Source organism: Pseudomonas sp. 2 (assembly GCF_056627435.1).
Genome location: NZ_JBWXNG010000015.1, coordinates 82,794 through 108,005, shown reverse-complemented (window position 1 = coordinate 108,005; position 25,212 = coordinate 82,794). Strand labels below are relative to the sequence as shown.

Genomic DNA, 25,212 nt, shown 5'->3' with positions numbered 1-25,212 from the left:
GGCACACTTATTGATCAGGCGCATGCCGCCTGCTGCAGACTTGAGAGGCTAGACCCTAGTGGCATTGACGATCCTTGGCCTGTCCGGCGCCCTTAGCCATGATCCTTCCGCGGCCCTGTACATCGACGGCAAGCTGATTGCCGCCGCCGAAGAAGAGCGCTTCGTGCGCGACAAACACGCAAAGAACCGCATGCCGTACGAGTCGGCGAAGTTCTGCCTGGAGCAGGCTGGCATCAAGCCGTCCGACGTTGACGTCGTGGCCATTCCGTTCGCCCCGATCAGCCTGTTCGGCGAAGCGCGCTGGCACTATGCCAAGCGTTACTGGTACGCCCCGGACCGCGCGCTGGACGCGATCCTGATGGGCAACCGCCGCTACAAGCGCTACCGCAACAAGATCGTCTGGTGCCTGGAACAACTGGGCTTCGACCCGAAAAAGGTCAAGATCGAGCCGGTCGAGCACCACCTGGCTCACGCTTCCAGCGCCTATCACTGCTCGGGTTTCAAAGAGAAAACCGCGATCCTGGGCATCGACGGCAAGGGCGAGTACGCCACCACGTTCTTCGGCTACGGCGAGAACGGCAAGATCCACAAGATCAAGGAATTCTACGACCCGGACTCCCTGGGCGGCCTGTACGGCGCGATCACCGAGTTCCTCGGCTTCGAGATGCTCGACGGCGAGTTCAAGGTCATGGGCATGGCGCCATACGGCGACGCCAGCAAGTACGATTTCTCGCGTCTGGCCAGCTTTGAAAACGGCGAGCTGGTGATCAACACCGAGTACGCCAACGTCATCGGCCTGCGTCGCTATAAAGAGAAAGGCAAGGGTTTCTACTTCTCGCCGAAACTGATCGAGTGGCTGGGTCCCAAGCGCGAAGGCGACATCGCCGACGAGCCGTACATCCACTACGCCGCCAGCATGCAGGCGCTGTTTGAGAAGCTGGCGCTGCAGATGATGGATCACTATCTGGGCGACATCCTCAAGGAAACCGGCAAGATCGCGTTCGCCGGCGGCTGCGCGCTGAACGTCAAGCTGAACCAGAAGATCATCGCGCGCCCTGAAGTCAAAGAGCTGTTCGTGCAGCCGGCTTCGGGCGACGCCGGTACCGCAGTGGGCGCCGCAGCCTATGTTTCGCACCAGCGCGGCGTGCCGGTGGAGAAGATGGAACACGTCTACCTCGGCCCTTCGTACAGCAACGAAGACGTGATCGCGGCCTGTGCCCGCCATCCGAGCCAGCCAAAATGGCGCAAGCTGGAAAACATGCCCGAGCAGATCGCCAAGATCATGGTCGACGGCAACCCGGTCGCCTGGTTCCAGGGCCGCATGGAGTTCGGTCCGCGCGCGTTGGGTGGTCGTTCGATCATCGGCTGCCCGAGCGTCGAGGGCGTGGCCGACCGCATCAACCACCAGATCAAGTTCCGCGAGCGCTGGAGACCTTTCTGCCCGTCGATGCTCGACACCGTCGCCCCGCAGATGATCAAGATCGATCACCCAGCGCCGTTCATGACCTTCACCTTCGAAGTGGCGGAAGAGTGGAAAACCCGCGTGCCGGAAGTCGTCCACGAAGACGGTACTTCTCGTGCCCAGGTGCTCAAGCGCGAATACAACCCGCGCTACTACGACATGATGAAAGCGCTGGAAAACCTGACCGGCAACGGCGTGTCGCTGAACACTTCGCTCAACCGTCGTGGCGAACCGATGATCTGCTCGCCGACCGATGCCCTGAACATGTTCTTCGGCTCGGACCTGCAGTACCTGATCATGGAAGACATCCTGGTGGTCAAAGACGGCGCGGACAGCTATGACACGCTCGGCTGAGCGTCATGTGTTGCAGTTCTGCCACGGCTATGACGGGCCGTTTCTGGACTGCGCCCGTCAATACGCCAGCCTGTTCGCCGGCAAGGGATACCGGGTCACCACGGTATTCCTGACCGGCGCAGCCGACGCCGATGTGGCGTCGGGCTGCGCGTCGGACGAAGTGCTGTTTCTGGAGTACAGCTCCAAGGCCATTCGCGGCCTGAAGCTGGGCGCCATCCGCGACCTGCGCAAGATCGCGGTCTCGCGCAATTTCAGCTTCTGCATCGCTCACCGCTTCAAGCCGATCTACATCGCGCTGCTGGGCACGCGCCTGCCGGTCATTGGCGTGCATCACGCCTTTGGCGACTACGAGCGCCGCAGCCGCAAGCTGTTCGCCCATCTGTTCCGCCAGCGGCTGAGCCTGCTGGGCGTGTCCGACGCCGTGCGCGACGACATGCGTAAATGCCTGCCCAACTGGCCGACCGGGCGGATTCAGACGCTTTACAACCGCATCGACGTCGACGCGCTGGCGGCCGTCCAGCTGCCCCGCGAGCAGGCTCGCGAAGCGCTGGGCCTGCCCCAGGATGCGTGGATCGTCGGCAACGTCGGCCGCCTGCATCCGGACAAGGACCAAGCCACGCTGCTCGGCGGTTTTGCCCGCGCGCAGTCGAAACTGTCCGCCGACAGCCTGGTGGTGATCATGGGCAAGGGGCGTCTGGAGCAGGACCTCAAGGAGCAGGCCATGGAGCTGGGCATTGGCCGCGAGGTCATGCTGCTCGGCCAGGTGCCCCAGGCCAGCCGCTACTTCAAGGCTTTCGATGCTTTTGCCCTCAGCTCCGATCACGAGCCGTTCGGCATGGTGTTGCTCGAAGCCATGGTCGCCGGGGTGCCGCTGATTGCCACCTCGGCCGGCGGGGCGAAGGAAGTGGTCGAAGGCGTGGGGATTCTGTTCCCGCTGGGCGATGCCGAAGGGCTGGCCCAGGGCCTTGTGCACTTGTCGCGGCTCGATGAGGAGCAGCGTCAGTCGTGCGCTGAGATGATGCGGGTGCGCCTGCGCGAGCGGTTCTCCGACGAGGCTGTGCGAGACGTGTTCTGGCGTCTGCCGCAAGTCACCGACCTGACTGCGGAGTCCTGATGCTCAATCGTTTTCAAGCCATTCGCGAACGCGGCTGGACGCCCATCGATGCGCCTGCCTATGCGCAAGCCTGGCAGCGCTTCGGCGGCAGTGTCGCGACTCACCCGCTGGTGGTCGAGCGCCTGGCTGCCCTGGCAGACATTCCGGTGCGTTATCTGGGCTGGGAGCAGAACGGCGAGCTCAAGGCCGCGATCCCGACCTGGGGCCGCTCGCTGGCGTTGTCCAAGGACGTGCTGAAAAGCCAGGGCAAGAAAGGCCTGTTCGACCTGGGCAATGCCGAGTTGATCCTGCCCGCTGCCGTCGACGCTCAGGCGCCGCTGCGCCATCGTGGCCGTTATCTGTCCGAGCTCAGCCAGGGCCGTTTCGCCACGCTCAAGCCTCAGGCCGAATCCCTGGCCATGGCCCGCGCGCCGGAAGATCTGTCGAAGAAGTTTCGCTACAACCAGCGCCGTGAACTGCGGCTGCTCGAAGAAGCCGGCGGTGTGGTGCGCGCCATCACTGACTTCAGCAGTGCCGAGATCGCCCGCATGTACTGCGACCTGTTCCAGCGCCGCTGGGGCTTTGCCGCCACCGGCGCCGAGCGCATGGCCGAAGTGGTCGAGTTGCTGCGCGAGTTGTTGATCGGTTCGGTGATCTTCCTCAACGATGCGCCCATCGCCATCCAGCTGATCTACCGCGTCGAAGCGCCGGAGTGGATCAGCGTCGAGTACATCAACGGTGGTGTCGACCCCGAAACCCGCGACTTCAGCCCCGGCAGCGTATTGAGCTTTCTCAATACCCAGAGCGCCTGGGAAGACGCGCGGGCCAAAGGCAAGGCGCTGCGTTTCTCATTCGGTCGCGCCGATCGTGAATACAAGGATCGTTGGTGCAACCCCGTACCGGTGTTTCAGGTGTGAGCCGCAAACAGGAACTGCTCAAGCGCCACCGCCGCAACAAGCGCGTGGCGTTGCTGGTGGCGCTGGTCATTCTGCTGCTGGTCGGCGTTCTGGTCGCCTGGTGGCTGCCGCCAGTGCTGGCCGTTCTCGGCTGGGTCGCCCATGAATCGTGGTTTTCCGACCATTTGTTCTACTCGCCGGCAGAGGACTACCAGTACCGTTTCCCTGAACAGAACGAGGTGCCGGGCATTCGCCTTGAAGGCGACCGGTTGTGCCTTGATCAACCCTTGGCCCAGGACACCTCGCAAACACTCGTGCTGGCACTGACCGTCAAGGCAAGCTGGCTGGGGCGGTTCTTCGACCCGGCCATCGAGCTGTCGGCCGAGGGCGCGAGCGACAGCCAGGCCTTCGAGCGCGGCGTGAACGGCCTGCGCTACCTCAATCTCACTGGCATGGCCGAGCCGCTGAGCGCTGGCACACTGCACATTCGCGGACGGCGTTGCAGGATTTTCGGCACGCCTCGCTTGTGGTCCTTCCTGCACGGCGACGCCCGGCGCAAGCGGGTGATGGTGATCGCGCCCCATGCCGACGATGCCGAGCTGGCGGCGTTCGGCCTGTACAGCCAGGCGGACGAAAGCTGGATCGTCACCCTGACTGCCGGTGAAATCGAAGCCGAGCACTATCAGCAGATGGGCATGAGCCGCGCTGAAGCCGCGCGCATCAAGGGCCGCCTGCGGGCCTGGGACAGCATCACGGTGCCGCGCTGGGCCGGCGTACCTGAATCGCGCTGCGTGCAGCTGGGCTATTTCTGCCTGCAGTTGCCCGCCATGCAGGCCGCGCCCGATCAGTCGATCGCGTCGCGCGAGGCGGATCTGTGCGATATCCGGCTGTTCCGCCAGTTCAACGGCATGACGCTGCCGGGGGATGCCGATGGCGCACCAACCTGGAACAACCTGATCGCCGACCTGCGCGCCTTGCTCTTGCAGGCCAGGCCGCAAGTGCTTGTGATGCCCCACGCGACCATCGACCCGCATCCGGATCACATCTGTTCGCAGGCGGCGGTGTTTGAAGCATTGCAGGGGCTTGAGTGGCAACCCGAGACGGTGCTGGGCTACGCCAACCATTTGCACGACAACGACCGCTGGCCCATGGGCAACGCCTACAGTGGCGTTGCGCTGCCGCCGGTGTTCGACACGGGCCAGGCGCTTGTGCCCTACAGCATCACGCTTGATACAGATCGACAGCGCGACAAGGCCATGGCCTTGGGTATGATGCATGACCTGCAGCCTCAGGCGCCGCTCAAGCGGCGTGTGCGCCGCTGGTTGCAGAACGTCCTCGCAGGCCGACGCTGGCCGGCCGAGGGCGAGAACGAATTTTTCAGAAAGGCCGTGCGCCGTCACGAATTGTTCTGGCGCAGGGAGCTTTGATTGCCGTCGGCCTCGAATCCGGGGTCGGCAGGCCGGGCGATGCGTGATCTGGTTTTGTAAGGAAGCCCATGAAGGTTCTATTTTTGGTCCAGAAAGAGCAACGCGCCATTCTGGATCGTCTGTACGACGGCGTTGCAGCCAGCTGCGACTGCGACCTGCGCTGGTTGAGCTCGGATGAACAGCGCAACCTGCGCCGCTATTTCCGCGAGCATGTGGACGTCACGCGCTACGACCGCATCGTGTTCTTCCTGCGTTTCAAGCAGGAAATCCGCCAGGCTTCGTTTATCCGCACCCTTCCCAATCTGGTGATCCTGGAGCACGACGCCTACCAGAATTACATCCCGTGCAAGTACACCGGCAAGTTCAGCGCGCACTACCGCAAGATGCCGTGGGTAAGGGTCATCAGCTCCGGCTTCATGGTCACCGAGCGGCTGCGTCAGGAAGGCTTCGACGCGGTGTTCGTGCCCAAGGGCTACGACCAGACGCTGCTCAGCGATCAGGGCCGCGAGCGGGATATCGAACTGGCCTTCGTCGGCAGCACCAACAGCGTGGCCTACAGCGGACGTAAAGCGCTGCTCGATGAACTGGGCCAGGTCGAAAATCTGGTGGTCACGCGCACCAAGTCCGGTGAAGAGTATTGCGACACCCTCAACAGAATTCGTTTCTTCGTCAGTGCCGACGTCGGCATGGGCGAGTACATGATCAAGAATTTTGAAGCGATGGCCTGCGGATGCGTGCTCTTTGCCTATGATCAAGGAGAGGCGGAAAATCGTGCGCTGGGTCTGCAGGATATGGAGAACGTGGTGTTCTACAGCGATATCCCGCAGTTGCAGCAAAAGCTTGCAATCCTTCGTGACGACCCCGCCCTTGCCGCGCGTATTGCGGTCAATGGCCGTGATCTGGCAGTGTCGCAGTTCGCCTTTGGCGCCATTGGTGCGAAGATCGTACGCGAGATGGAGCCAGCGTTGCGCGAACGGGCGCCGCTGAGCTGGTTCGAAAAACTGCGGGCCGCGTTAGGGGTCTGACTTGAACGGTTCGGATGCAGCGTACAGTGAAGTCAATTTGAAATCAGATCATGCTTGCATGCTATTTTTCCTGCCCCTCGACCGGGATGGCGACTGTGATGGACAAGCAGTCGCGTGGCCGTCGAGTGAGCAGCCAGAAGCCAGGGACCGAGCATAAAAATGAAATGGCCTTTAGTCTCGATTCTGGTGCCGTGTTTCAACCACGAGCTTTACATTGAAGAATGCCTGCTGAGCATCCTTCAGCAGGATTACGAAAACTTCGAGCTGATCGTTGTCAACGATGGATCGACCGACTCCAGCGCGCAGAAGATCGAGGCGCTTCGTCAGATTCACGGTTTTCAGTTTCACCAGCAGGTGAACAAGGGCGTCAGTGCCGCGCTCAACAATGCGCTGAGCCATGCCCGGGGTGAATTCATCATCACCCATGATTCCGACGACGTGATGCTGGCCGGGCGAATCCGTCGCCAGGTCAGTTACATGCAGGAGCATCCCGAGGTGGGGCTGCTGGGTGCGAAAGTCATCTATATCAACTCCGATGGCACGCCGCTCAAGCACAAGGCACACGCCAGGGCCACCGTACAGCGCTGGACGTTTGACCAACTGCTGGCCGATGCCTACGCCGTAGGCGCCCCGGTCGCGATGTATCGGCGTGAGGCGATCGACAAGGTCGGCGGTTACGATCCGTCGATCAAGGTTCAGGATTTTCAGATGACCCTCAGGATTGCCCAGGCAGGCTATGAGGTCGACATCCTCCCGGACCGGGTGACGCTGTATCGTCGCCATGAAACAAACATTTCCAAGACCGCGTACAAGAGCCAGCTTGACTACGATCTTCAGGTTATCGAGCCCTACAAAGACAATCCCGCCTATGAGTCTGCCCGGCTGGCAATCATCAACAAGGCACTGAAAGAGTCTGTTGTGGCGGACAAGAAGTTTGCCCGGGCGCTGTTCGCCAGCTTGCCGGTTCATCGCTGGAATCGCCTGACATGGAAGAGATTCAGGCATTTCGTCTTCAAATACAGTAAACCCAAGGGTGTGCAGTGAGTCGGCCATTACAGGAACAGTCGTTGGTGATCAGGGTCGCCTCGCAAGGAAATGTACAACTGCGTCAGATCGTCGAGCACCTGGGTGTTGCCGGGGCTGTTCTGGCCTTCGGCCTGTTCTGGAGCGTGGCAGGGGTGCTGCTGACGCCCACCATGAAGTTCTACAGCTGGCTGCTCACGGCGTTCGTCTATCTGCCATGCCTGTATCTGGTTGCTCGCCATTTTCACGAGTTTCGGCACACCGTTCTGAACCGGCGCGAACTCTGGTTGTTCCTGTTCCTGTTCGTGTGGTCGCTGGTGTCGCTCTCATGGAGTGCTGACGCTGAGCGATACCTGGTCATCATCAAGCGCGAGCTGTTCTTCTTGCTGTTGATCCTGGGCTGGATCGTATGGGGACGTACGTTCAATCGTCCGCTGCAGACCCAGATGATTCTCTGGGGAGGGCTGGGAGGCCTGTACTCCCTCGCGGCGCTGATCGCCTATCCGATGCGTGAAATTGACCGGATGTATGGTTTTGGCGGGTTCATGGATAACCCGAACCCGGCCGGTTACACCATCGCGGCGCTTGTCGTGCTCAGCTGCACATGGTGGCCGCAGAAAACCAGTGGTCGGGTCATCTGGGCATTGTTACAGGCGTGCTCGGTCGCCTTCGTGATCATGACGGGCAGTCGCGGTTCGATCATTTCGTTACTCGCGGTCGCCGGCGTGGTGCTGCTGTTGGGCGGAGGGCGTTTCTATCGCACGATGGCCGTGATGGCACTGCTTGCAGTGGTGGCTCTGGTCATACTCGAACCGTCCATTCTCCAGCGCGGTGATTCCGAGCGTCTGGCGTTGATGCAAGGGGCGATTGACCTGATCAAGCAACGGCCCTGGTTGGGCATCGGCTTGTCGAGCGATTACGAAGTGTCGGCCGGTGGCGTGGTGTACGGTCATTGCCACAACCTGATACTCGACACTGCCGTGCAATACGGCGTGCCGTTCACGGTGCTCTGGATGTGGCTATGGCTATGGCTGGGTCTGCGTGCATGGCGTCATCGCACCGAGAGCCTGGGCATGGCGATCCTGATGGTCTGGGTATTTGCCACGGTCGCGATGCAGTTCGACGTGTTCACTGTCTTCGGTCGCGCGCGTGCCATGTGGCTGGTGGTGTGGATGCCGTTCGTGCTGTCGCTGTGCCTGGGCAAGTCCGCGAAACAAACCGACGTCAGGCCGTAGCCTGGGGCGCCAGATGCTCGTTGAGGGTCTGGCGCTTCCATGAATGCGCGCTGTGCTCGATGTAGCTTTCGAAAAACACATCCCCGTCATTCTGCATCAGCCACGCATGATCGCTCTTGTAACGACGCATGTGCTGGAAATTGCGCAGGCACAGGCTTTTGCGTAGCGGGCGGCGCAGGGTTTTCATGTCGGCGATGTCGATCAGCCCGAGCACGTTCTCGGGGGTCATCACCACGTTGCCCAAGTGCAGCGAGCGGAAGTAGATCCCCTGATTGTGCAGCTCGGCCACGAAACGCCCGAATTGCCGGAGCAGGGCCGTGTCCTGATATTGGCCTGGCTCAGCAATCAGTTGGCGCAGGGTGCGACCCGGCAGCGGCTCGTAATGCACGACATCCCGGGCGATATCACCTACCCGATAGGTGGCCAGCACCTGCGGGCAGGGAATGCCTCGTTTGTGCAGCACCAGCGCGTTATTGGCAAAACGCTTCGCATAGGGAAACAACGCGGCGGATGAAATCAGACGCTTGCGCCTGAACAGCTTCATGAAATTTCCATCGGCCAGGCGTAAGACCTTGTCCCCGAAGAAGTCGGCTTCTATGACTTCGGCATCTCTGCGTAAGGCTTGGTAGTCGGCGTAGGCGAGTGCGCGCATGCGGGCTCCTTCGAAAATGGCCGCCATGATACCTCAGCAGGCCGGCAGAGGCCCAATGCTCTGGCCGTGTGTTAGTATTCCCGATCTTTTTCCCGTATCGATGACCATGAGCACGCCAGAAAAAAGCGAATCCTCCAGTCTGAAAATCTACCTTCGGCTGCTGACTTACGTGAAACCCTACGTGGGCATTTTCCTGCTCAGCATCGTCGGTTTTGTGATCTTTGCCTCCACCCAGCCGATGCTGGCGGGCATTCTCAAGTACTTCGTCGATGGCCTGACCAACCCGGAAGCAGCGCTGTTTCCCAACACGCCATACCTCAAGGATCTGCAGCTCTTGCAGGCAGTGCCGCTGCTGATCGTGCTGATCGCTGCGTGGCAGGGGTTGGGCTCCTATCTGGGCAACTATTTCCTGGCCAAGGTCTCGCTGGGGCTGGTCCACGATTTGCGCGTGGAGCTGTTCAACAAGCTGCTGGTGCTGCCCAACCGCTATTTCGACACCCATAACTCGGGGCACCTGATCTCGCGCATCACCTTCAACGTGACCATGGTTACCGGCGCTGCGACCGATGCCATCAAGGTGGTGATCCGCGAAGGCCTGACCGTGGTGTTCCTGTTCCTGTACCTGGTGTGGATGAACTGGAAACTGACCATCGTGATGCTGGCGATCCTGCCGTTGATCGCCGTGATGGTTGGCAGCTCCAGCCGCAAATTCCGCAAGCAGAGCAAGAAAATCCAGGTGGCGATGGGCGACGTCACCCACGTCGCTTCGGAAACCATTCAGGGCTATCGCGTGGTGCGCAGCTTCGGCGGCGAGAAGTACGAAGAAGAGCGCTTTGCCCACGCCAGCACCAGCAACACCGACAAGCAACTGCGCATGACCAAGACCGGCGCGATCTACACGCCAATGCTGCAATTGGTCATCTACACCGCCATGGCCGTGCTGATGTTCCTGGTGCTGTGGCTGCGCGGCGACGCGACGGCGGGCGACCTGGTGGCCTACATCACCGCCGCCGGCCTGCTGCCCAAGCCGATTCGCCAGCTGTCGGAAGTCAGCTCGACCATCCAGAAGGGCGTCGCTGGCGCTGAAAGCATCTTCGAACAGTTGGATGTCGAACCCGAAGTCGACACCGGTACGGTGGAACTGGACCGAGTCAAGGGCCATCTGGAGGTGCGCAACCTGAGCTTCACCTACCCGGAAACCGAGCGTCAGGTGCTGCACGACATCAGCTTCTCGGCCGAGCCGGGGCAGATGATCGCGCTGGTGGGCCGTTCGGGCAGCGGCAAGTCGACGCTGGCCAACCTGATCCCGCGCTTTTATCACCACACTGCTGGGGAAATCCTTCTCGATGGCGTGGAGATCGAAGAATATCGCCTGCGTAACCTGCGCCGGCACGTGGCCCAGGTGAACCAGAACGTAACCCTGTTCAACGACAGCGTGGCCAACAACATTGCCTATGGCGATCTGGCCGGCGCACCGCGCAGCGACATCGAAGCCGCGGCTGCCGATGCCTACGCCAAGGAGTTCGTCGACCAGTTGCCGGAAGGTTTCGATACCCAGGTGGGCGAGAACGGCGTGCTGCTCTCCGGCGGCCAGCGCCAGCGCCTGGCGATTGCCCGCGCATTGCTGAAGAACGCGCCGCTGCTGATCCTCGACGAGGCGACGTCGGCGCTGGACACCGAATCCGAGCGGCACATCCAGGCGGCGCTGGACCACGTCATGAAAGGCCGCACCACGCTGGTGATCGCCCACCGTCTGTCGACCATCGAGCGCGCCGACCTGATTCTGGTCATGGATCAGGGACGCATTGTCGAGCGCGGTACCCATGGCGAGCTGCTGGCACAGAACGGCTACTATGCGCGCCTGCACGCGATGGGGCTGGACGAGCCAGCGCCGGTCGGCGCGGTCTAAGGGCTGTCACCGATCCAGACGTAGCAGCACGGCTTGCCGGCGGGAGCGATTTTGACAACGCCCCGCTGGCAAGCCGTGCTGCTACGAATCGGCAGCGCTGCAAAAAATCTCCATCTGCGGTCACACCGAGTTGCCGTTCGGCCCTCAAGCCTTTGCAAACCCTGTGCTAAGATTCCGCCCTTGTTCATTCTTAGTTACGGGTTGTTCGATGAAGTTGTCCATGCCGCGTTTCGATCAGGCACCAGTTCTGGTAGTGGGCGATGTCATGCTCGACCGCTACTGGCATGGCGGTACCTCCAGAATTTCCCCTGAAGCACCGGTGCCGGTGGTCAAGGTCGATCAGATCGAAGATCGCCCGGGCGGTGCGGCCAACGTGGCCCTGAACATCGCGGCGCTGGGCGCCAAGGCGTCGCTGGTCGGCGTCACCGGCGAAGACGAAGCCGCCATCAGCCTGAACAACAGCCTCAAGGCAGCGGGTGTTGTCGCCCGTTTCCAGCGTGTTGCCCATCAGCCGACCATCGTCAAACTGCGCGTCATGAGCCGCCATCAGCAGCTTCTGCGCATTGATTTCGAAGAGCCTTTCGATACCGACGCCATCGCCGTGAGCGAAGAAGTCGACTCGCTGCTCGACGGCGTCAAGGTGCTGGTGCTGTCCGACTACGGCAAAGGCGCGCTGAAAAACCATCAGGTGCTGATCAAGGCCGCCCGCGATCGCGGCATTCCGGTGGTCGCCGACCCCAAGGGCAAGGATTTCACCATCTATCGTGGCGCCAGCCTGATCACGCCGAACCTCAGCGAATTTGAAGCCATCGTCGGCCATTGTGTCGACGAGGCCGAGTTGGTGGCCAAGGGCGCCAAGCTGATGACCGACCTGGAACTGGGCGCGCTGCTGGTCACCCGTGGCGAACACGGCATGACCTTGCTGCGCCCGGATCAGCACGCGCTGCATCTGCCAGCCCGTGCTCGCGAAGTGTTCGACGTGACCGGCGCTGGCGACACCGTGATTTCTACCCTGGCCGCCGCACTGGCTGCTGGTGAAGAACTGCCTCACGCGGTGGCCCTGGCCAACCTGGCGGCAGGTATCGTGGTCGGCAAGCTGGGCACCGCGGCCATCAGCGCCCCGGAACTGCGCCGCGCTATTCAGCGTGCCGAAGGTTCGGAGCGCGGCGTGCTGACCCTCGACCAGCTGTTGCTGGCCATCGAGGATGCCCGCGCCCATGGCGAATCGATCGTCTTCACCAACGGCTGTTTCGACATCCTCCACGCAGGCCACGTGACCTATCTGGAACAGGCCGCCGCCCAGGGCGATCGTTTGATTGTGGCGGTCAACGATGATGCCTCGGTCAGCCGCCTCAAGGGGCCGGGGCGCCCGATCAACAGCGTCGACCGGCGCATGGCGGTGCTCGCCGGCCTGGGTGCGGTGGACTGGGTGATCAGCTTCCCCGAAGGCACGCCGGAAAACCTGCTGACCCACGTCAAGCCCGACGTGCTGGTCAAGGGCGGCGATTACAGCGTCGATCAAGTCGTGGGCGCACCGATCGTCCAGGCCTACGGCGGCGAAGTGCGGGTGCTGGGGCTGGTGGAAAACAGCTCGACCACCGCGATCGTCGAGAAAATCCGCGGGCAGTGATTTCAGGTTGATGCGGTAAATGTGGGAGCCAGCTTGCTGGCGAAAGCGTCAGGTCAGACACCGCGATGGTGGATGATCTACCGCATTCGCCAGCAAGCCGGCTCCCACAATGATTTGTGGTGATTGACGAGGCGTCTCAGGTCTTGTGCAACGTCTTGCGCGCCATGCGTAGCAGTTGCTTGGCGCCCACCTTCAAGCGCCGTTTGATCCCCACCTTTTTCGCCTTCGCAGGCACCAGCCCCTGCGCCTGCAGCCAGTCCTTCCAGCGAATCCGCTCATCGCGCACCACCCAGCCTTCCTGTGCGGCGAAGCTTTCAGCCAAGTACAACCCGCGCGTGCCCGCCGGTGACAGCTTGTCGTTCTTGAGCGTGTACAGCTCAGGCAACGGCGAGCCGTTTTCCAGCGGCATCAGGTAAAGGTCCGGCTTGCTGCGGTTGAGCCGCGCCACCAGTTCTTCGTTTTCCAGGGTTTCATCGACGTGGAACAGGCTCAGCGGCCGGGCTTCCCGAGGCACTTCCAGGCGCATGTCGTAGATCAGCTGCAGCGACGCGGTGGGCAGGTGAACGTAGGCGCGAGGGCGTTCGATCAGGGTCATGCTGCCGCAGCGCACCGGCCGCGCGGCACCGGACAGCGGGCTCAGGCGAAACGGCATGGCCTCGCGGTAGTGCAGGGCGGCGGCGTAGGGCGCGGGCAGCCAGGTGTCATTGAAACGCCCGCCGAGCCAGCCTTGCGGCGTTTCGATCAGGCATTCCTCGGCCACTTCATGGATGGCCGTGAGCAGCGGCAGATTCAACTCGTGGGCCGGCACGTAGCCCGAGATCAGCTTCAACACCACATCGCCGCGGTCCTGGCGCCGCTGGCGCACCAGCACCCAGTAGTCGCGGTTCTGCCAGTTGAGCGTCAGGCGCACCGAGACGCCGAGGTTGGCCAGTTCCGTGGAAAACCGCTCGCTGTCCTGCACCTCGATCTTGCGCCGACGTTGCAGGGTCTGGGAGAAGTTCAGCGGCATCCCGACGCTCTGGTAACTCAGGCCTTCGGGCGTGGCTTCGACGAACAGTGGCAGGGTCTTGAAGTTGCTCGGGTTCTTGCGGATCAACGTTCGCGGCATATCGGCTCCTTCTTGCGTTGGGGTCGGCCGCCCTTGTCAGTGTTGACGGCGGATCACGGAGGCAGCAGTTGCCACGTTATGGGCCAGGTGCAGCGGGTTGATGGTGCCGACGATGGCCCCGGTGACGCCCGGGTGTTCGAACAGCAGCTCGAAACTGGCCCGCACAGGATCGACACCGGAACCTGCGCAAACGTGCCCGCTGGCCAGGGCTTTTTTGATCAGAATCCCTTTGGCGTGCAGAGCAGCGTAGTCCAGCACGGGTTTTTCGCCCTGCTCATTGAGGTTGTAGGTGACCATGGCGCAGTCACCGTCGCGCAGCGCCAGCAGGCCGCCTTCGACGGTTTTGCCGGAAAAACCAAAACCGCGAATCTTGCCCTCGCGCTTGAGCTCGGCCAGCGTCTGGTACACCCCGCAATCATTGAGGATGTGCAAATCGTTGCCATCCGAATGCACCAGCACCAGGTCGATGAAGTCGGTTTCCAGACGCTTGAGGCTGCGCTCCACCGACATGCGCGTGTGCGCCGGGCTGAAATCGTGGCTCGACTGGCCGGCTTCGAATTCTTCGCCGACCTTGCTGACGATCACCCAGTCCTGCCGCTGGCCGCGCAGCAGCGGGCCGAGGCGATCCTCGCTGCGCCCGTAGGCGGGCGCGGTGTCGATCAGGTTGATGCCCAGATCCCGCGCCTGCTTGAGCAGCATGCGTGCTTCATCGTCGCCAGGAATGGTGAAGCCGTTGGGGTACTTCACGCCCTGGTCGCGGCCCAGCTTAACGGTGCCCAGGCCAATGGGCGAGACGTCGATGCCCAGGCTGCCCAGCGGGCGATGCAGGTCGTGCAGGGTCTTCATGGTCATGGCAGCAACACGTCCCACACAGGCTTGGCCAGCGCAGGTTTGGGCAGGCCAACGCGCGCAGGCTGCGGAATCGGGTGAATGTCGTCGCGCGACAGCGATGCGAGTACCCGGTCGGCGAAGTCCGGCGCCAGTGCCAGCTTGGTCGGCCAGCCCACCATCAGGCGGCCCTGAACGTCGAGAAAGGCGTTGTCCGGGCGCACCAGCCCGCTTTGTGCAGGCTCGGCGCGGTCCACGCGCAGGGTGGCGAATTGCGCCTGGCTGAGGTCGATCCACGGCAGCAGTTGTGAGAGTTCTTTCTTCGCCGTAGCGATCTGCTCGGCGGGCTCGCGGGCCACGCCATCGGCCTCGGAAATGTCGCCGCCCAGGTACCAGACCCACTGGCCATCGGCGGCCGGGTGAGTGGTCACGGTGATGCGCGGCTTCGGCCCGCCGCCCAGGCAGTGAGCGTAGAGCGGTTTGAGGGTCGGGCCCTTGACCATCACCATGTGCAGCGGGCGGCGTTGCATCGCCGGATGGCTGACGTCCAGCGCTTTGAGCAGATCGGCGTTGCCGCTGCCAGCGCTGAGTACTACGCGCTGGGCGTGAATGTCGCGGCCGTCGACGCGCAGGCCGACCAGCTCGCCCTCATGGCGCAGCGGCTCGATTTTTTCGCCGGCCAGCAGACTGTCGCCCGCCAGTTCGGCCAGGTTTTCGATCAGGCTGGGAACATCGATGACCAGCTCGGCCAGGCGATAGACCTTGCCCTTGAAGCGCGGGTCCTGCAGGGCTGGCGGCAGGTCGTTGCCCTTGACCTGGTCGACCCGGCCGCGCACCGCCTTGCTGGCGAAGAAGCTGGTGAGATTGCCCGCCAGGGTGCCCGGCGACCACAGGTAGTGCGCCTCGGACAGCAACCGGACCCCGGAAAGATTCAATTCGCCCTTGCCGGCCAGGGCCTCACGCCAGCGGCGGGGCATGTCGGCGATGGCTTCGGAGGCGCCGGACAGCGCGCCATGCAGGGCGTACTTGGCGCCGCCATGAATGATGCCTTGAGATTTGACCGTCTGCCCGCCGCCCAGGCTGGCGCTTTCCACCACGATCGTCGAAAAGCCTTGGCGACGCAGGCGCGCATTGAGCCAGAGACCGGCAACGCCCGCGCCGACAATCAGCACGTCTGTGGAAATGGGGGACGACATGAACACCTCAAATGGCGAAACGAATCTCGCCATTATAGGGGAACAGGCCTTCGAGTAACCCCCTTAATGCCCGGCCGTTTTCGAGAACAGCTGGATCACCACGACCCCCGCGACGATCATCGCCATCCCGGCAATGGCCGGCAGGTCGAGTTTCTGGCCGTAGATGATCAGCGCCGCGATGCTGACCATGACGATGCCCATTCCGGCCCAGACCGCGTACGCCACGCCCACCGGAATGCTGCGCACCACCAGGGTCAGCATCCAGAACGCCACGGCGTAGCAGACGATCACCAGCAGCAGCGGCACGGGCGTGCTCAGGCCTTTGACGGCTTTCATGGAAACGGTGCCGATGACTTCAGCGCAGATGGCGATGGCCAGCAGGTAGTAGGCAGACATGATGGAAGTCCTCTTGCAGATACGTCTTCAATGGCTGCCGATTCTAGAGATTAATGAGATGGGGTAAAGTCATTACCTATCTCTGTGGCTGATAGGTTGCCGAATCATGGAATGGAACCTCGAACACATCAGGCTATTCGTCAGTGTGGCCGAACAGCGCTCGTTTTCTGCCGTGGCGCGGGAATCCCGGCGCGCGCAGTCGGCGGTCAGCGGCGCGATTGCCATGCTGGAAACGGATCTGGGCGTGACCCTGTTCGATCGCAGCAGCGGCCGCCAGCCTCGCTTGACCGAAGCGGGCGCAGCGCTGCTTGAAGAAGCGCGCGAACTGCTGCGCCAGTGCGATCGGCTCGATGGGCGAGCACTGGCATTGGCGCGCGGGCAGGAAGCGCGCCTGCGCCTGGCCCATGACGAAGCCATGCCCTACCAGCCGGTGCTCGACAGCCTCGACGCGCTGGACCAGCGCTTTCCCACTGTCGAGGTGCAACTGGCCAGCGGCGCCCAGGGCGATGTGGCGCGCAAGCTGCTGGAGCGCCGCGCCGACCTGGGCCTGCTGTTTCACCACGAGCAAATGCCTGAAGCGCTGGAGCGGCGGGTGCTGGGCAGCGTGGAAATGGTCACCGTTTGCGCGGTCGATCATCCGCTGGCGAACGAGCCGGTCATCACCCGTCAGCAATTGGCTCGGCATCGACAATTGCTGATTGCCCCGCAACAGAGCGGGTATCCCGGCGGTGAGCAGCTGAGCCCGAGGGTCTGGCGCGCCGACAGTTTCTACGTGATGGCCGAGTTGCTGATGCGCAGCCTGGGCTGGGCCTGGCTGCCGCGCCACGTGGTGCAATACCCGACTTATCAGAACCAGATGATCGAACTGAGCAGCGAGTGGACGCCGCCCGCGCTGGTGGTGGAAATGGTCTGGCGTCGTGACGAACCTCTTGGGCCCGCTGCTCGCTGGCTGGCCGAATGTTTCACTCATCATCTCAAGGCCATTGGCTGATAGACTCCGCGCCCATGAATAGAACTCTCTACACCCTCCTGTTTCACCTCGGTCTGCCCCTGATCGCCCTGCGCCTGTGGCTGCGCGCGCGCAAGGCGCCGGCGTACGCAAAACGAATTGGCGAGCGCTTTGCGCGCAATCTGCCGCCGATGCACAAAGGCGGCATCTGGGTCCATGCGGTGTCGGTGGGCGAAAGCATCGCCGCCGCGCCGATGATTCGTGCGCTGCTGGCCCGTTATCCACAACTGCCGATCACCATTACCTGCATGACGCCGACCGGCTCCGAGCGCATCCAGTCGATGTTCGGCAATGAGCCGCGCATTCAGCACTGCTATTTGCCCTATGACTTTCCTTGGGCGGCCGGGCGTTTTCTCGATCACATCAAGCCTGCGATCGGCGTGATCATGGAGACCGAGCTGTGGCCCAATCACATTCACCAGTGTGCCAAACGCGGGATTCCGACGGTGTTGGCCAACGCGCGCCTGTCGGAGCGTTCGGCCCGAGGCTACGGAAAATTCGCCAGGCTGACCCGGCCGATGCTGGCCGAGATGAGCCTGATCGCCGTGCAGACCGAAACCGAAGCCCAGCGCTTTCGTGATCTGGGCGCGCGCCCGGAATGCGTGACGGTGACGGGGTCGATCAAGTTCGACCTGACCATCGACCCGCAACTGCTGGAACGCGCAGCGCAGCAGCGAGTGGATTGGCAAACCACCGATCGCCCCGTGTGGATCGCCGCCAGCACCCATGCTGGTGAGGACGAAGTGGTGCTCGCCGCTCACCGTCAGGTGCTGGAACAGCATCCCGAGGCGTTGTTGATACTGGTGCCGCGCCACCCCGAGCGCTTCAACAGCGTGTTCGAACTGAGCCAGCAGCAGGGTTTCGCCAGCGTGCGCCGCTCGACCGCCGAGCCGGTGACGCGCGAGACCTCCGTGCTGGTCGGCGATACCATGGGCGAGCTGCTGTTTCTCTACGCGCTGGCGGACATCGCCTTCGTCGGCGGCAGCCTGGTGCCCAACGGCGGGCACAACCTGCTCGAGCCTGCGGCGCTGGACAAACCGGTGCTCAGCGGCCCGCACCTGTTCAACTTCCTGGAAATCTCGGCAATGCTGCGCGGTGCCGGGGCGCTGGAGGAGGTGGCGGATTCAGCCGGATTGGCGGGGACGGTGCAGCGCTTGATCGAACAGCCCGAGCAGGCCAGGGCCATGGCCGATGCCGGGTTGGGCGTGATCAAGGCCAATCAGGGCGCGTTGCGCAGATTGCTGGATGGGATCGGCCTGTTATTGAGGTGAATCTACCTGTACACCTCTCGGCGATTACCCAACTCGATCACCAGAATCCTCAAGGCTCCATTCTGGATGTCACAGATCACGCGCAAATCGCCGACACGGTAACGCCACAGTCCGCCCAGCGGGCCTGTCAATGCTTTGCCCGTGCTGCATGGATCCTGCCTGGTCGCGATGCGTTCATCCATGAAATCAAGAACGCGTCGCGCCGTCTGTTTGTCGAGTTTCTTGAGCTGTTTTTTCGCTGTCTCGGTGTACTCAATCGTCCAGGCCAAGCTCTTTCCTTACATCCCTGGATGAGTAGGTCGCTTCCTTGCCCTTGCGGACGCGCTCGAGGACTTCTGCCGCGAGATAATATTCTTCAAGCTCGGCCAGGCCGTGCTCGATGATCTCGCGTAGATAGTAGGCTTTAGTCCGCCCGGTGCTGGCAGCGAGATGATCCAGGCGCTGTTCGGTCTCAGGGGCCAGCCGAATTGAAGTTGGCATGGGTGTCTCCGCAATACGTGTATTCACTGTATTGTGCGGATGCTACTCGGGTGTCGCCTGTTCTTCAATTCAGATTGCTACCGCTCCGTCGGCCTCTCGAAATTCTTCGCCGCTTCCTTGGCCAGATCCGGCGGCAGGAAGTCCTTGTCCGGGTTGTAGTCGGATTTCAGGTAGCGCGACAGGTCCTGCAGATCGGCCGGGCTCAAGGTGCCGGCGGCCTGTTTCAGGCGCAGGTTGTCGAGGATGTAGTCGTAGCGGGTGTTGTTGTAGTCGCGCACCGAGGCGTAGAGCTGGCGCTGGGCGTCGAGCACGTCGACGATGTTGCGCGTGCCCACCTGATAGCCGATTTCCGTGGCTTCCAGCGCGCTCTGGTTGGAGATGATCGACTGTTTGCGCGCTTGTACCTGCTCCACGTCGGTGTTCACCGCGCGGTGCAGGTTGCGGGTGTTTTCCACCACCTGCCGGCGCAGGCCTTCGCGCTGCTGTTCGGTCTGGGTCAGGCGGGCGTAGGCTTCGCGCACTTGCGAGCTGGTCAGGCCGCCGCTGTAGATCGGAATGTTGACCTGCAGGCCGATGGTGCGCTGCTCGACGCTGCCGTGGAAATCCTGCCCGGTGTAGTTCGGGTTGGTGAAACCCAGTGGGTCGTTGTCGCCTTTCTGGTATTGCGCGACCGCATCGACGGTGGGCGCGTGCCCGGCCTTGCGCTGGCGCAGGGTTTCTTCGGCGGCGCTGACCGCGTAGTTGCTGGCCTGAAGATTGAGGTTCTGCTGCGAGGCCGTATCGACCCAGGATTTCGCATCGTTGGGCGAGGGCGCGAGGACCGGCAGGGTGTGCACGATGCCTTCGATGGAGTTGTAGTCGCGGTTGGTCAGTGTCACCAGCGCCTGGAAGGCGTCATCGACCTGGCGCTTGGCGACGATCCGCGCCGCGCGGGCGGTGTCGTAGCTGGCCTGGGCCTGGAGCACGTCGGTCTTGTCCGAGAGGCCCACGTCGAAGCGTTCGTTGGCCTGGTCGAGCTGGCGCTTGAACGCGGCTTCTTCGGCCTTGGTCGAGGCCAGATTGTCCTGGGCGCGCAGCACCGAGAAATAATCCTCGGCGCTTTGCAGGATCAGGTTCTGCTCGGTGGCGGACAACTGCAGGATCGCCTGCTCGTTCACATCCTTGGCGGCCTTGAGCTGGAACCAGCGGTCGGCGCGGAAGATCGGCTGGCTCAACGTGGCGCGATAGACCGTACCGCTGCGGTTGATCACCGCCGAGGGCTCGTCGATCTTGGTGCGGGTGTTGTTGATGTCGGCGCCGCCGGACAAATTGGGCAACAGGCCTGCTCGCGCCTGGGGCACGATTTCTTTCTGGGCGTCGTAGCTGGCGCGGGCAGCGGCCAGATCAGCGTTGTTGTTCACCGCTTCCTGGTAAACGCTGACCAGCCCGGTCCGGGTCGGCAGAGGCAGATCCGCTGCTGTGGCCATCGCGTTCGATGCGCATGAAACGGCAATGGCCAGTGAGAGTTTGCGCAGCATAGACATTCCCTAGTAGTTGTTGTCGCCGGATCAGGGGCGAGCCGCTTTGGCACAGCTTGCGAGTGTAGTTGCGGACGATCGCGACAACAATCCGGCATATCGGCCATTTAACGAGCGTTTGAATTCCGCGCTTGGCGTTTGCGGCATCTCGCGTCTAGACTGACGCCGTTCTTGTCGGGGTGCCTTGCTGTGAGGCTGAGATCGGATAATCCGGATCCCGTTGAACCTGATCAGGTTAGCGCCTGCGTAGGGAACAAGATTTCTCGTCACCCGGCGAGTCCTCTTGAGTATCGTCCGGGGTCTTTGTTGTTCAAATTTTGAACAGTCCTCGCTTTTCGATTCTCAGCATCCATTTATCCACAGGGTGCATCCGTCCGTTCGAATCAGGCTCAAGCTCCGACAATCCATGCGCTGCACGATGATGTCCGGAGAGCCCGTGATGAGTACAAGACTAAAAAACGCCAATCTGAGTGAGTCCGCCCAGGTCGATTCGGGGTCGGTTCAGCCGTTCACCCGTTCCCAGAAAATCTACGTTCAGGGTTCGCGTCCGGACATCCGCGTGCCGATGCGCGAAATCAGCCTGGACGTTACGCCCACCGACTTCGGCGGCGAAATCAATGCGCCGGTCTGCGTCTACGACACCTCGGGCCCCTACACCGACCCGAATGTGGTCATCGACGTGCGCAAGGGCTTGGGCGATGTGCGCTCGGCCTGGATCAATGACCGTGGCGACACCGAACGCCTCGACGGCCTGAGCTCGGAGTTCGGCCAGCAGCGCCTGGCCGACGCAGAACTGACCAAGCTGCGCTTCGCCCACGTGCGCAACCCGCGCCGGGCCAAGGCGGGCGCCAACGTCAGCCAGATGCATTACGCGCGCAAAGGCATCATCACCGCCGAGATGGAATACGTCGCCATCCGCGAAAACATGAAGCTGCAAGAGGCCCGCGCCGCCGGCCTGCTCAAGCAGCAGCACGCCGGGCACAGCTTCGGCGCGAGCATTCCGAAGGAAATCACCCCGGAGTTCGTGCGCGAGGAAATCGCCCGTGGCCGCGCGATCATTCCGGCCAACATCAACCACGTCGAACTCGAACCGATGATCATCGGCCGTAACTTCCTGGTGAAGATCAACGGCAACATCGGCAACAGCGCGCTGGGTTCGTCCATCGAAGAAGAAGTGGCGAAGCTGACATGGGGCATTCGCTGGGGCTCGGACACGGTGATGGACCTGTCCACCGGCAAGCACATCCACGAAACCCGCGAGTGGATCATCCGCAACTCGCCGGTGCCGATCGGCACCGTGCCGATCTATCAGGCGCTGGAAAAGGTCAACGGCGTGGCCGAAGACCTGACTTGGGAGCTGTTTCGCGACACGCTGATCGAGCAGGCGGAGCAGGGCGTCGACTACTTCACTATCCACGCCGGCGTGCTGCTGCGCTACGTGCCGCTGACCGCCAAGCGCGTGACCGGCATCGTCAGCCGCGGCGGTTCGATCATGGCCAAGTGGTGCCTGGCGCATCACAAGGAAAACTTCCTTTACACCCACTTCGACGAAATCTGCGAAATCATGAAGGCCTACGACGTCAGCTTCTCGCTGGGCGACGGCCTGCGTCCGGGCTCGATTGCCGATGCCAACGACGAAGCGCAGTTCGGCGAGCTGGAGACCCTCGGCGAGCTGACCAAGATCGCCTGGAAACACGACGTGCAGTGCATGATCGAAGGCCCGGGCCACGTGCCGATGCAGTTGATCAAGGAGAACATGGACAAGCAGCTGGAATGCTGCGACGAGGCGCCGTTCTACACCCTTGGCCCGCTGACCACCGACATCGCCCCGGGTTACGACCACATCACTTCGGGCATTGGCGCGGCGATGATCGGCTGGTTCGGTTGCGCGATGCTGTGCTACGTCACGCCCAAGGAGCACCTGGGGCTGCCGAACAAGGACGATGTGAAGACCGGGATCATCACCTACAAGATCGCTGCCCACGCGGCCGACCTCGCCAAAGGCCACCCGGGCGCGCAGATCCGTGACAACGCCTTGAGCAAGGCGCGCTTCGAATTCCGCTGGGAAGACCAGTTCAACCTCGGCCTGGACCCGGACACCGCGCGCTCGTTCCACGACGAAACCCTGCCGAAGGACTCGGCCAAGGTCGCGCATTTCTGCTCCATGTGCGGGCCGAAGTTCTGCTCGATGAAAATCACCCAGGAAGTGCGCGAGTACGCGGCCAATCAGAAGATCGAGGCTGTGGATATCTCGGTGGCCGAAGGGATGCGCGAGCAGGCTGAGCGGTTCAAGCATGAAGGCAGCCAGCTTTACAAAAAAATCTGATAAATCGCGTCGCTTCATTCGTGAGCAAGCTCACTCCCACAGGTTTGTATGTTTCCCGATGTATGGGCAGGAACACGGATCTTTGTGGGAGCGAGCTTGCTCGCGAAGAGGCCAGCAATCACACCGCAAAATTCATTACAACAATGCTCCTCTGAGATCACACATTGTGAACACACCCGGCACTTACTCCCCTGACATCCCCGTCCCCGCCGCCAATCGGGTTTTCGGCGGGCGCGACTTGTTCGCGCTCTGGTTCTCCCTGGGCGTGGGCCTGATGGTCCTGCAGACTGGCGCGCTGCTGGCGCCGGGCCTGGGTCTTTCCGGCTCCATGCTGGCGATTTTCCTGGGCACGCTGGTGGGCGTGCTGCTGCTGGCGGCCGTCGGCGTGATCGGCAGCGACACCGGCCTTTCCTCCATGGCCACGCTCAAGCTCAGCCTGGGCAGCAAGGGCGCGGCGCTGCCGGCGATTCTCAACCTGCTGCAACTGATGGGCTGGGGTTCGTTCGAGATCATCGTCATGCGCGATGCAGCCAGCCTGCTTGCCGCCGGTGCTTTCGCCGAGGGCAGTTTGTGGACAAGTCCGCTGTTGTGGACCCTGCTGTTCGGCGCGCTGGCGACCTTGCTGGCGGTCAGCGGGCCGCTGACGTTCGTGCGCCAGATCCTGCGCAAGTGGGGCATCTGGCTGCTGCTTGCCGCGTGCGCCTGGTTGACCTGGAACCTGTTCGCCAAGGCCGATCTGGCCGCGCTGTGGGCCCGCGCCGGGGATGGCTCGATGCCGTTTGCGGTGGGCTTCGACATTGCCATCGCCATGCCGCTGTCCTGGCTGCCGCTGATCGCCGACTACTCACGTTTCGGCAAGCGCGGCAGCGGGGTTTTCGGCGGCACAGTGCTGGGCTTCTTTATTGGCAACTTCTGGCTGATGACCCTGGGCGTCGCCTACACCCTGGCGTTCGCGCCGAGTGGCGAAGCCAACGCACTGCTGTTGGCGCTGGCCGGTGCCGGGATGGGCATTCCACTGTTGCTGATTCTGCTGGACGAATCCGAGAACGCGTTCGCCGATATCCACTCGGCGGCGGTCTCCAGCGGGATTCTGGTCAAGGCCAAGGTCGAGCATCTGGCGCTGGCCATCGGCGTGATCTGCACGCTGATCGCCTGCTTTGCGCCACTGGCGCAGTACCAGAATTTCCTGCTGCTGATCGGCTCGGTGTTCGCGCCGCTGTTCGGCGTGGTGCTGGTGGATCACTTCATCCTGCGTCGTCGCAGCCATGGCGCCGGGACTGGTGAAAGCAGCCGGAGCGCTGCGAATGAAGGACTACGCTGGATGACCCTGCTGGCCTGGCTGGGCGGGATTTCCACCTACCATCTGCTGGCCAATCTGTACCCGGATGTCGGTGCAACACTGCCAGCCCTGATCGTGGCTGGCGTGCTGCAGCTGATTCTGGGAAAGGCGATCAGCTCCGGCCGGGGAACAGTTCCGGCTTGATGATGCCGTTGAGCTGAGGGTAAGGAATCTTCAGCTCGATGTGGCCCATGGCGTATGGGGCAATCGTGGTGACCGGATATTTCAGGATCACCGCGCCGTACGTCAGGGCGACGTTGGAAGTGCGCTTGAATGGCCACATCTTCTGGAACTCGGTGTCCGTGTTCAGCTTCTGGCTGACCTGCCACGCCTGATGCGCCAGTTCCGCCTTGGCCCAGAACGCCGCTTCCTGGCCCGGCACCAGCATGTCGGCCAGGGTCAGCACGCGCTGCTGCTGGCGCGACCAATTGATGAACGCGCGGCCCGGATTGCCGTGGGCGCCGCCGGTGTCCAGGTAGCTGGACAGCTCGACCACCACGATACCGTCATGCTGCTCGCGTACCTTGGCTTGCAAATAGCTGCTGTTGCGCGCTGGCGCCGTGGCCAGGAACTGCTCCTGATAAGCCTTGATGCTCGGCGGCACCGGGCCGTCGGAGTCATTGCGGGTCAGTTGCAGCAACGTGCGCTGGACGATTTCATCCAGTTTCGGCTCGTCAGGAAAGTGCACCGTATCGATGTTCACCAGCGGGCAATCGCTGGCGGTGCAGCCGGGTTTGACCAGCTCCGAGGCGTCACGCTGAACGGTCAGCGGGCTGCGGTAGTTGGGCTGGAACAGGCTCTGGCAGGCGCCGAGTATCAGGGCCAGGCAGGCCATCGAAATGATCTTCAGAAACGACATGGTGATCCTTGGCATAGGCATAGAGGGCCATAAACGGCCATCACTTGTGTGCAACGGCAACGGGCTTGGACTGCGTTGGGCGCAATCAGTTCGCCACTGGGCGGATTAGAGTGCCTTTCGATTGTCGTCGTCTACCTTTACTGCCTGATTCGCCATCTCCGAGGGCTGCATCCCGCG

At 62.4% G+C, this 25,212-nt stretch carries 22 protein-coding genes and 1 riboswitch; of the genes, 13 read left to right on the top strand and 9 right to left on the bottom strand.

What is annotated here, in order from left to right:
• Positions 1-58: 58 nt before the first annotated feature.
• The 7 genes from AC1MEK_RS22580 (at position 59) to AC1MEK_RS22550 (ending at position 8,515) form a co-directional block, all read left to right on the top strand.
• Complete coding sequence (locus AC1MEK_RS22580) at positions 59-1,816, top strand: carbamoyltransferase family protein (RefSeq protein WP_480398498.1); 1,758 nt, start codon at positions 59-61, stop codon at positions 1,814-1,816.
• Positions 1,800-2,930, top strand: coding sequence for a glycosyltransferase (locus tag AC1MEK_RS22575; RefSeq protein ID WP_480398497.1), 1,131 nt, complete (start codon positions 1,800-1,802; stop codon positions 2,928-2,930). The genes AC1MEK_RS22580 and AC1MEK_RS22575 overlap by 17 nt, the downstream gene beginning before the upstream one ends.
• Complete coding sequence (locus AC1MEK_RS22570; protein ID WP_480398496.1) at positions 2,930-3,826, top strand: antimicrobial resistance protein Mig-14; 897 nt, start codon at positions 2,930-2,932, stop codon at positions 3,824-3,826. The genes AC1MEK_RS22575 and AC1MEK_RS22570 overlap by 1 nt, the downstream gene beginning before the upstream one ends.
• Positions 3,823-5,232 (top strand): PIG-L deacetylase family protein, encoded by a 1,410-nt coding sequence (locus AC1MEK_RS22565; protein ID WP_480398495.1) that lies wholly within the window; start codon positions 3,823-3,825, stop codon positions 5,230-5,232. The genes AC1MEK_RS22570 and AC1MEK_RS22565 overlap by 4 nt, the downstream gene beginning before the upstream one ends.
• Before the next feature lie 68 nt (positions 5,233-5,300).
• Positions 5,301-6,257 carry a glycosyltransferase family protein gene (locus AC1MEK_RS22560; protein WP_480398494.1) on the top strand — a complete coding sequence of 319 codons (957 nt, stop codon included), beginning with the start codon at positions 5,301-5,303 and terminating at the stop codon, positions 6,255-6,257.
• A 159-nt stretch (positions 6,258-6,416) separates the two neighbouring features.
• Complete coding sequence (locus AC1MEK_RS22555) at positions 6,417-7,301, top strand: glycosyltransferase family 2 protein (RefSeq protein ID WP_480398493.1); 885 nt, start codon at positions 6,417-6,419, stop codon at positions 7,299-7,301.
• On the top strand, positions 7,298-8,515 hold the full coding sequence (locus AC1MEK_RS22550) for an O-antigen ligase family protein (protein WP_480398492.1): 1,218 nt from the start codon (positions 7,298-7,300) through the stop codon (positions 8,513-8,515). The genes AC1MEK_RS22555 and AC1MEK_RS22550 overlap by 4 nt, the downstream gene beginning before the upstream one ends.
• Here AC1MEK_RS22550 and AC1MEK_RS22545 read toward each other — a convergent pair.
• A complete protein-coding gene (locus tag AC1MEK_RS22545; RefSeq protein WP_480398491.1) occupies positions 8,505-9,167 on the bottom strand; it encodes a phosphotransferase in 663 nt (220 codons plus the stop codon). The genes AC1MEK_RS22550 and AC1MEK_RS22545 overlap by 11 nt on opposite strands.
• A gap of 106 nt (positions 9,168-9,273) precedes the next feature.
• Between AC1MEK_RS22545 and msbA the strand changes: the two genes are divergently transcribed.
• Complete coding sequence (msbA, locus tag AC1MEK_RS22540) at positions 9,274-11,076, top strand: lipid A export permease/ATP-binding protein MsbA (protein ID WP_480398490.1); 1,803 nt, start codon at positions 9,274-9,276, stop codon at positions 11,074-11,076.
• A gap of 208 nt (positions 11,077-11,284) precedes the next feature.
• A complete protein-coding gene (gene hldE, locus AC1MEK_RS22535; protein ID WP_480398489.1) occupies positions 11,285-12,706 on the top strand; it encodes a bifunctional D-glycero-beta-D-manno-heptose-7-phosphate kinase/D-glycero-beta-D-manno-heptose 1-phosphate adenylyltransferase HldE in 1,422 nt (473 codons plus the stop codon).
• Positions 12,707-12,842: 136 nt separating this feature from the next.
• Here the strand turns inward: hldE and AC1MEK_RS22530 are convergent, their stop codons facing one another.
• The 4 genes from AC1MEK_RS22530 to AC1MEK_RS22515 form a co-directional block, all read right to left on the bottom strand.
• A complete protein-coding gene (locus AC1MEK_RS22530; protein WP_480398488.1) occupies positions 12,843-13,814 on the bottom strand; it encodes a metal ABC transporter ATPase in 972 nt (323 codons plus the stop codon).
• Between the two features lie 36 nt (positions 13,815-13,850).
• Positions 13,851-14,666 (bottom strand): aldo/keto reductase, encoded by an 816-nt coding sequence (locus tag AC1MEK_RS22525; RefSeq protein WP_480398487.1) that lies wholly within the window; start codon positions 14,664-14,666, stop codon positions 13,851-13,853.
• Entirely contained in the window at positions 14,663-15,838 is a 1,176-nt protein-coding gene (locus AC1MEK_RS22520; protein ID WP_480398486.1) for an NAD(P)/FAD-dependent oxidoreductase, read from the bottom strand. The genes AC1MEK_RS22525 and AC1MEK_RS22520 overlap by 4 nt, the downstream gene beginning before the upstream one ends.
• 63 nt (positions 15,839-15,901) lie before the next feature.
• Complete coding sequence (locus tag AC1MEK_RS22515; RefSeq protein ID WP_480398485.1) at positions 15,902-16,234, bottom strand: SMR family transporter; 333 nt, start codon at positions 16,232-16,234, stop codon at positions 15,902-15,904.
• A 106-nt stretch (positions 16,235-16,340) separates the two neighbouring features.
• Here AC1MEK_RS22515 and AC1MEK_RS22510 point away from each other — a divergent pair, with 106 nt between their 5' ends.
• Together AC1MEK_RS22510 and waaA are read left to right on the top strand one after the other, a co-directional pair.
• Complete coding sequence (locus AC1MEK_RS22510) at positions 16,341-17,225, top strand: LysR family transcriptional regulator (protein WP_480398484.1); 885 nt, start codon at positions 16,341-16,343, stop codon at positions 17,223-17,225.
• Between the two features lie 14 nt (positions 17,226-17,239).
• Positions 17,240-18,514, top strand: coding sequence for a lipid IV(A) 3-deoxy-D-manno-octulosonic acid transferase (gene waaA / locus AC1MEK_RS22505; RefSeq protein ID WP_480398483.1), 1,275 nt, complete (start codon positions 17,240-17,242; stop codon positions 18,512-18,514).
• A gap of 2 nt (positions 18,515-18,516) precedes the next feature.
• Here waaA and AC1MEK_RS22500 read toward each other — a convergent pair whose 3' ends face one another.
• From AC1MEK_RS22500 to AC1MEK_RS22490, 3 genes are all read right to left on the bottom strand, one after another.
• Positions 18,517-18,783, bottom strand: a complete 267-nt coding sequence (locus AC1MEK_RS22500) for a type II toxin-antitoxin system RelE family toxin (RefSeq protein ID WP_480398482.1) — start codon at positions 18,781-18,783, stop codon at positions 18,517-18,519.
• A complete protein-coding gene (gene relB, locus AC1MEK_RS22495; protein WP_480398481.1) occupies positions 18,767-18,994 on the bottom strand; it encodes a type II toxin-antitoxin system RelB family antitoxin in 228 nt (75 codons plus the stop codon). The genes AC1MEK_RS22500 and relB overlap by 17 nt, the downstream gene beginning before the upstream one ends.
• A gap of 77 nt (positions 18,995-19,071) precedes the next feature.
• Positions 19,072-20,511, bottom strand: a complete 1,440-nt coding sequence (locus AC1MEK_RS22490) for a TolC family outer membrane protein (protein WP_480398480.1) — start codon at positions 20,509-20,511, stop codon at positions 19,072-19,074.
• Between the two features lie 165 nt (positions 20,512-20,676).
• Positions 20,677-20,781: riboswitch (TPP riboswitch) on the top strand.
• Between the two features lie 169 nt (positions 20,782-20,950).
• On the opposite strand from AC1MEK_RS22490, the gene thiC reads away from it, so the two are divergent.
• Positions 20,951-22,837 (top strand): phosphomethylpyrimidine synthase ThiC, encoded by a 1,887-nt coding sequence (gene thiC, locus AC1MEK_RS22485; protein WP_480398479.1) that lies wholly within the window; start codon positions 20,951-20,953, stop codon positions 22,835-22,837.
• Between the two features lie 166 nt (positions 22,838-23,003).
• A complete protein-coding gene (cytX, locus tag AC1MEK_RS22480) occupies positions 23,004-24,320 on the top strand; it encodes a putative hydroxymethylpyrimidine transporter CytX (RefSeq protein WP_480398478.1) in 1,317 nt (438 codons plus the stop codon).
• On the opposite strand, the gene AC1MEK_RS22475 is transcribed toward cytX, so the two are convergent.
• Entirely contained in the window at positions 24,289-25,035 is a 747-nt protein-coding gene (locus AC1MEK_RS22475) for an RsiV family protein (RefSeq protein ID WP_480398477.1), read from the bottom strand. The two genes, cytX and AC1MEK_RS22475, sit on opposite strands and share 32 nt — an antisense overlap.
• Positions 25,036-25,212 lie beyond the last annotated feature (177 nt).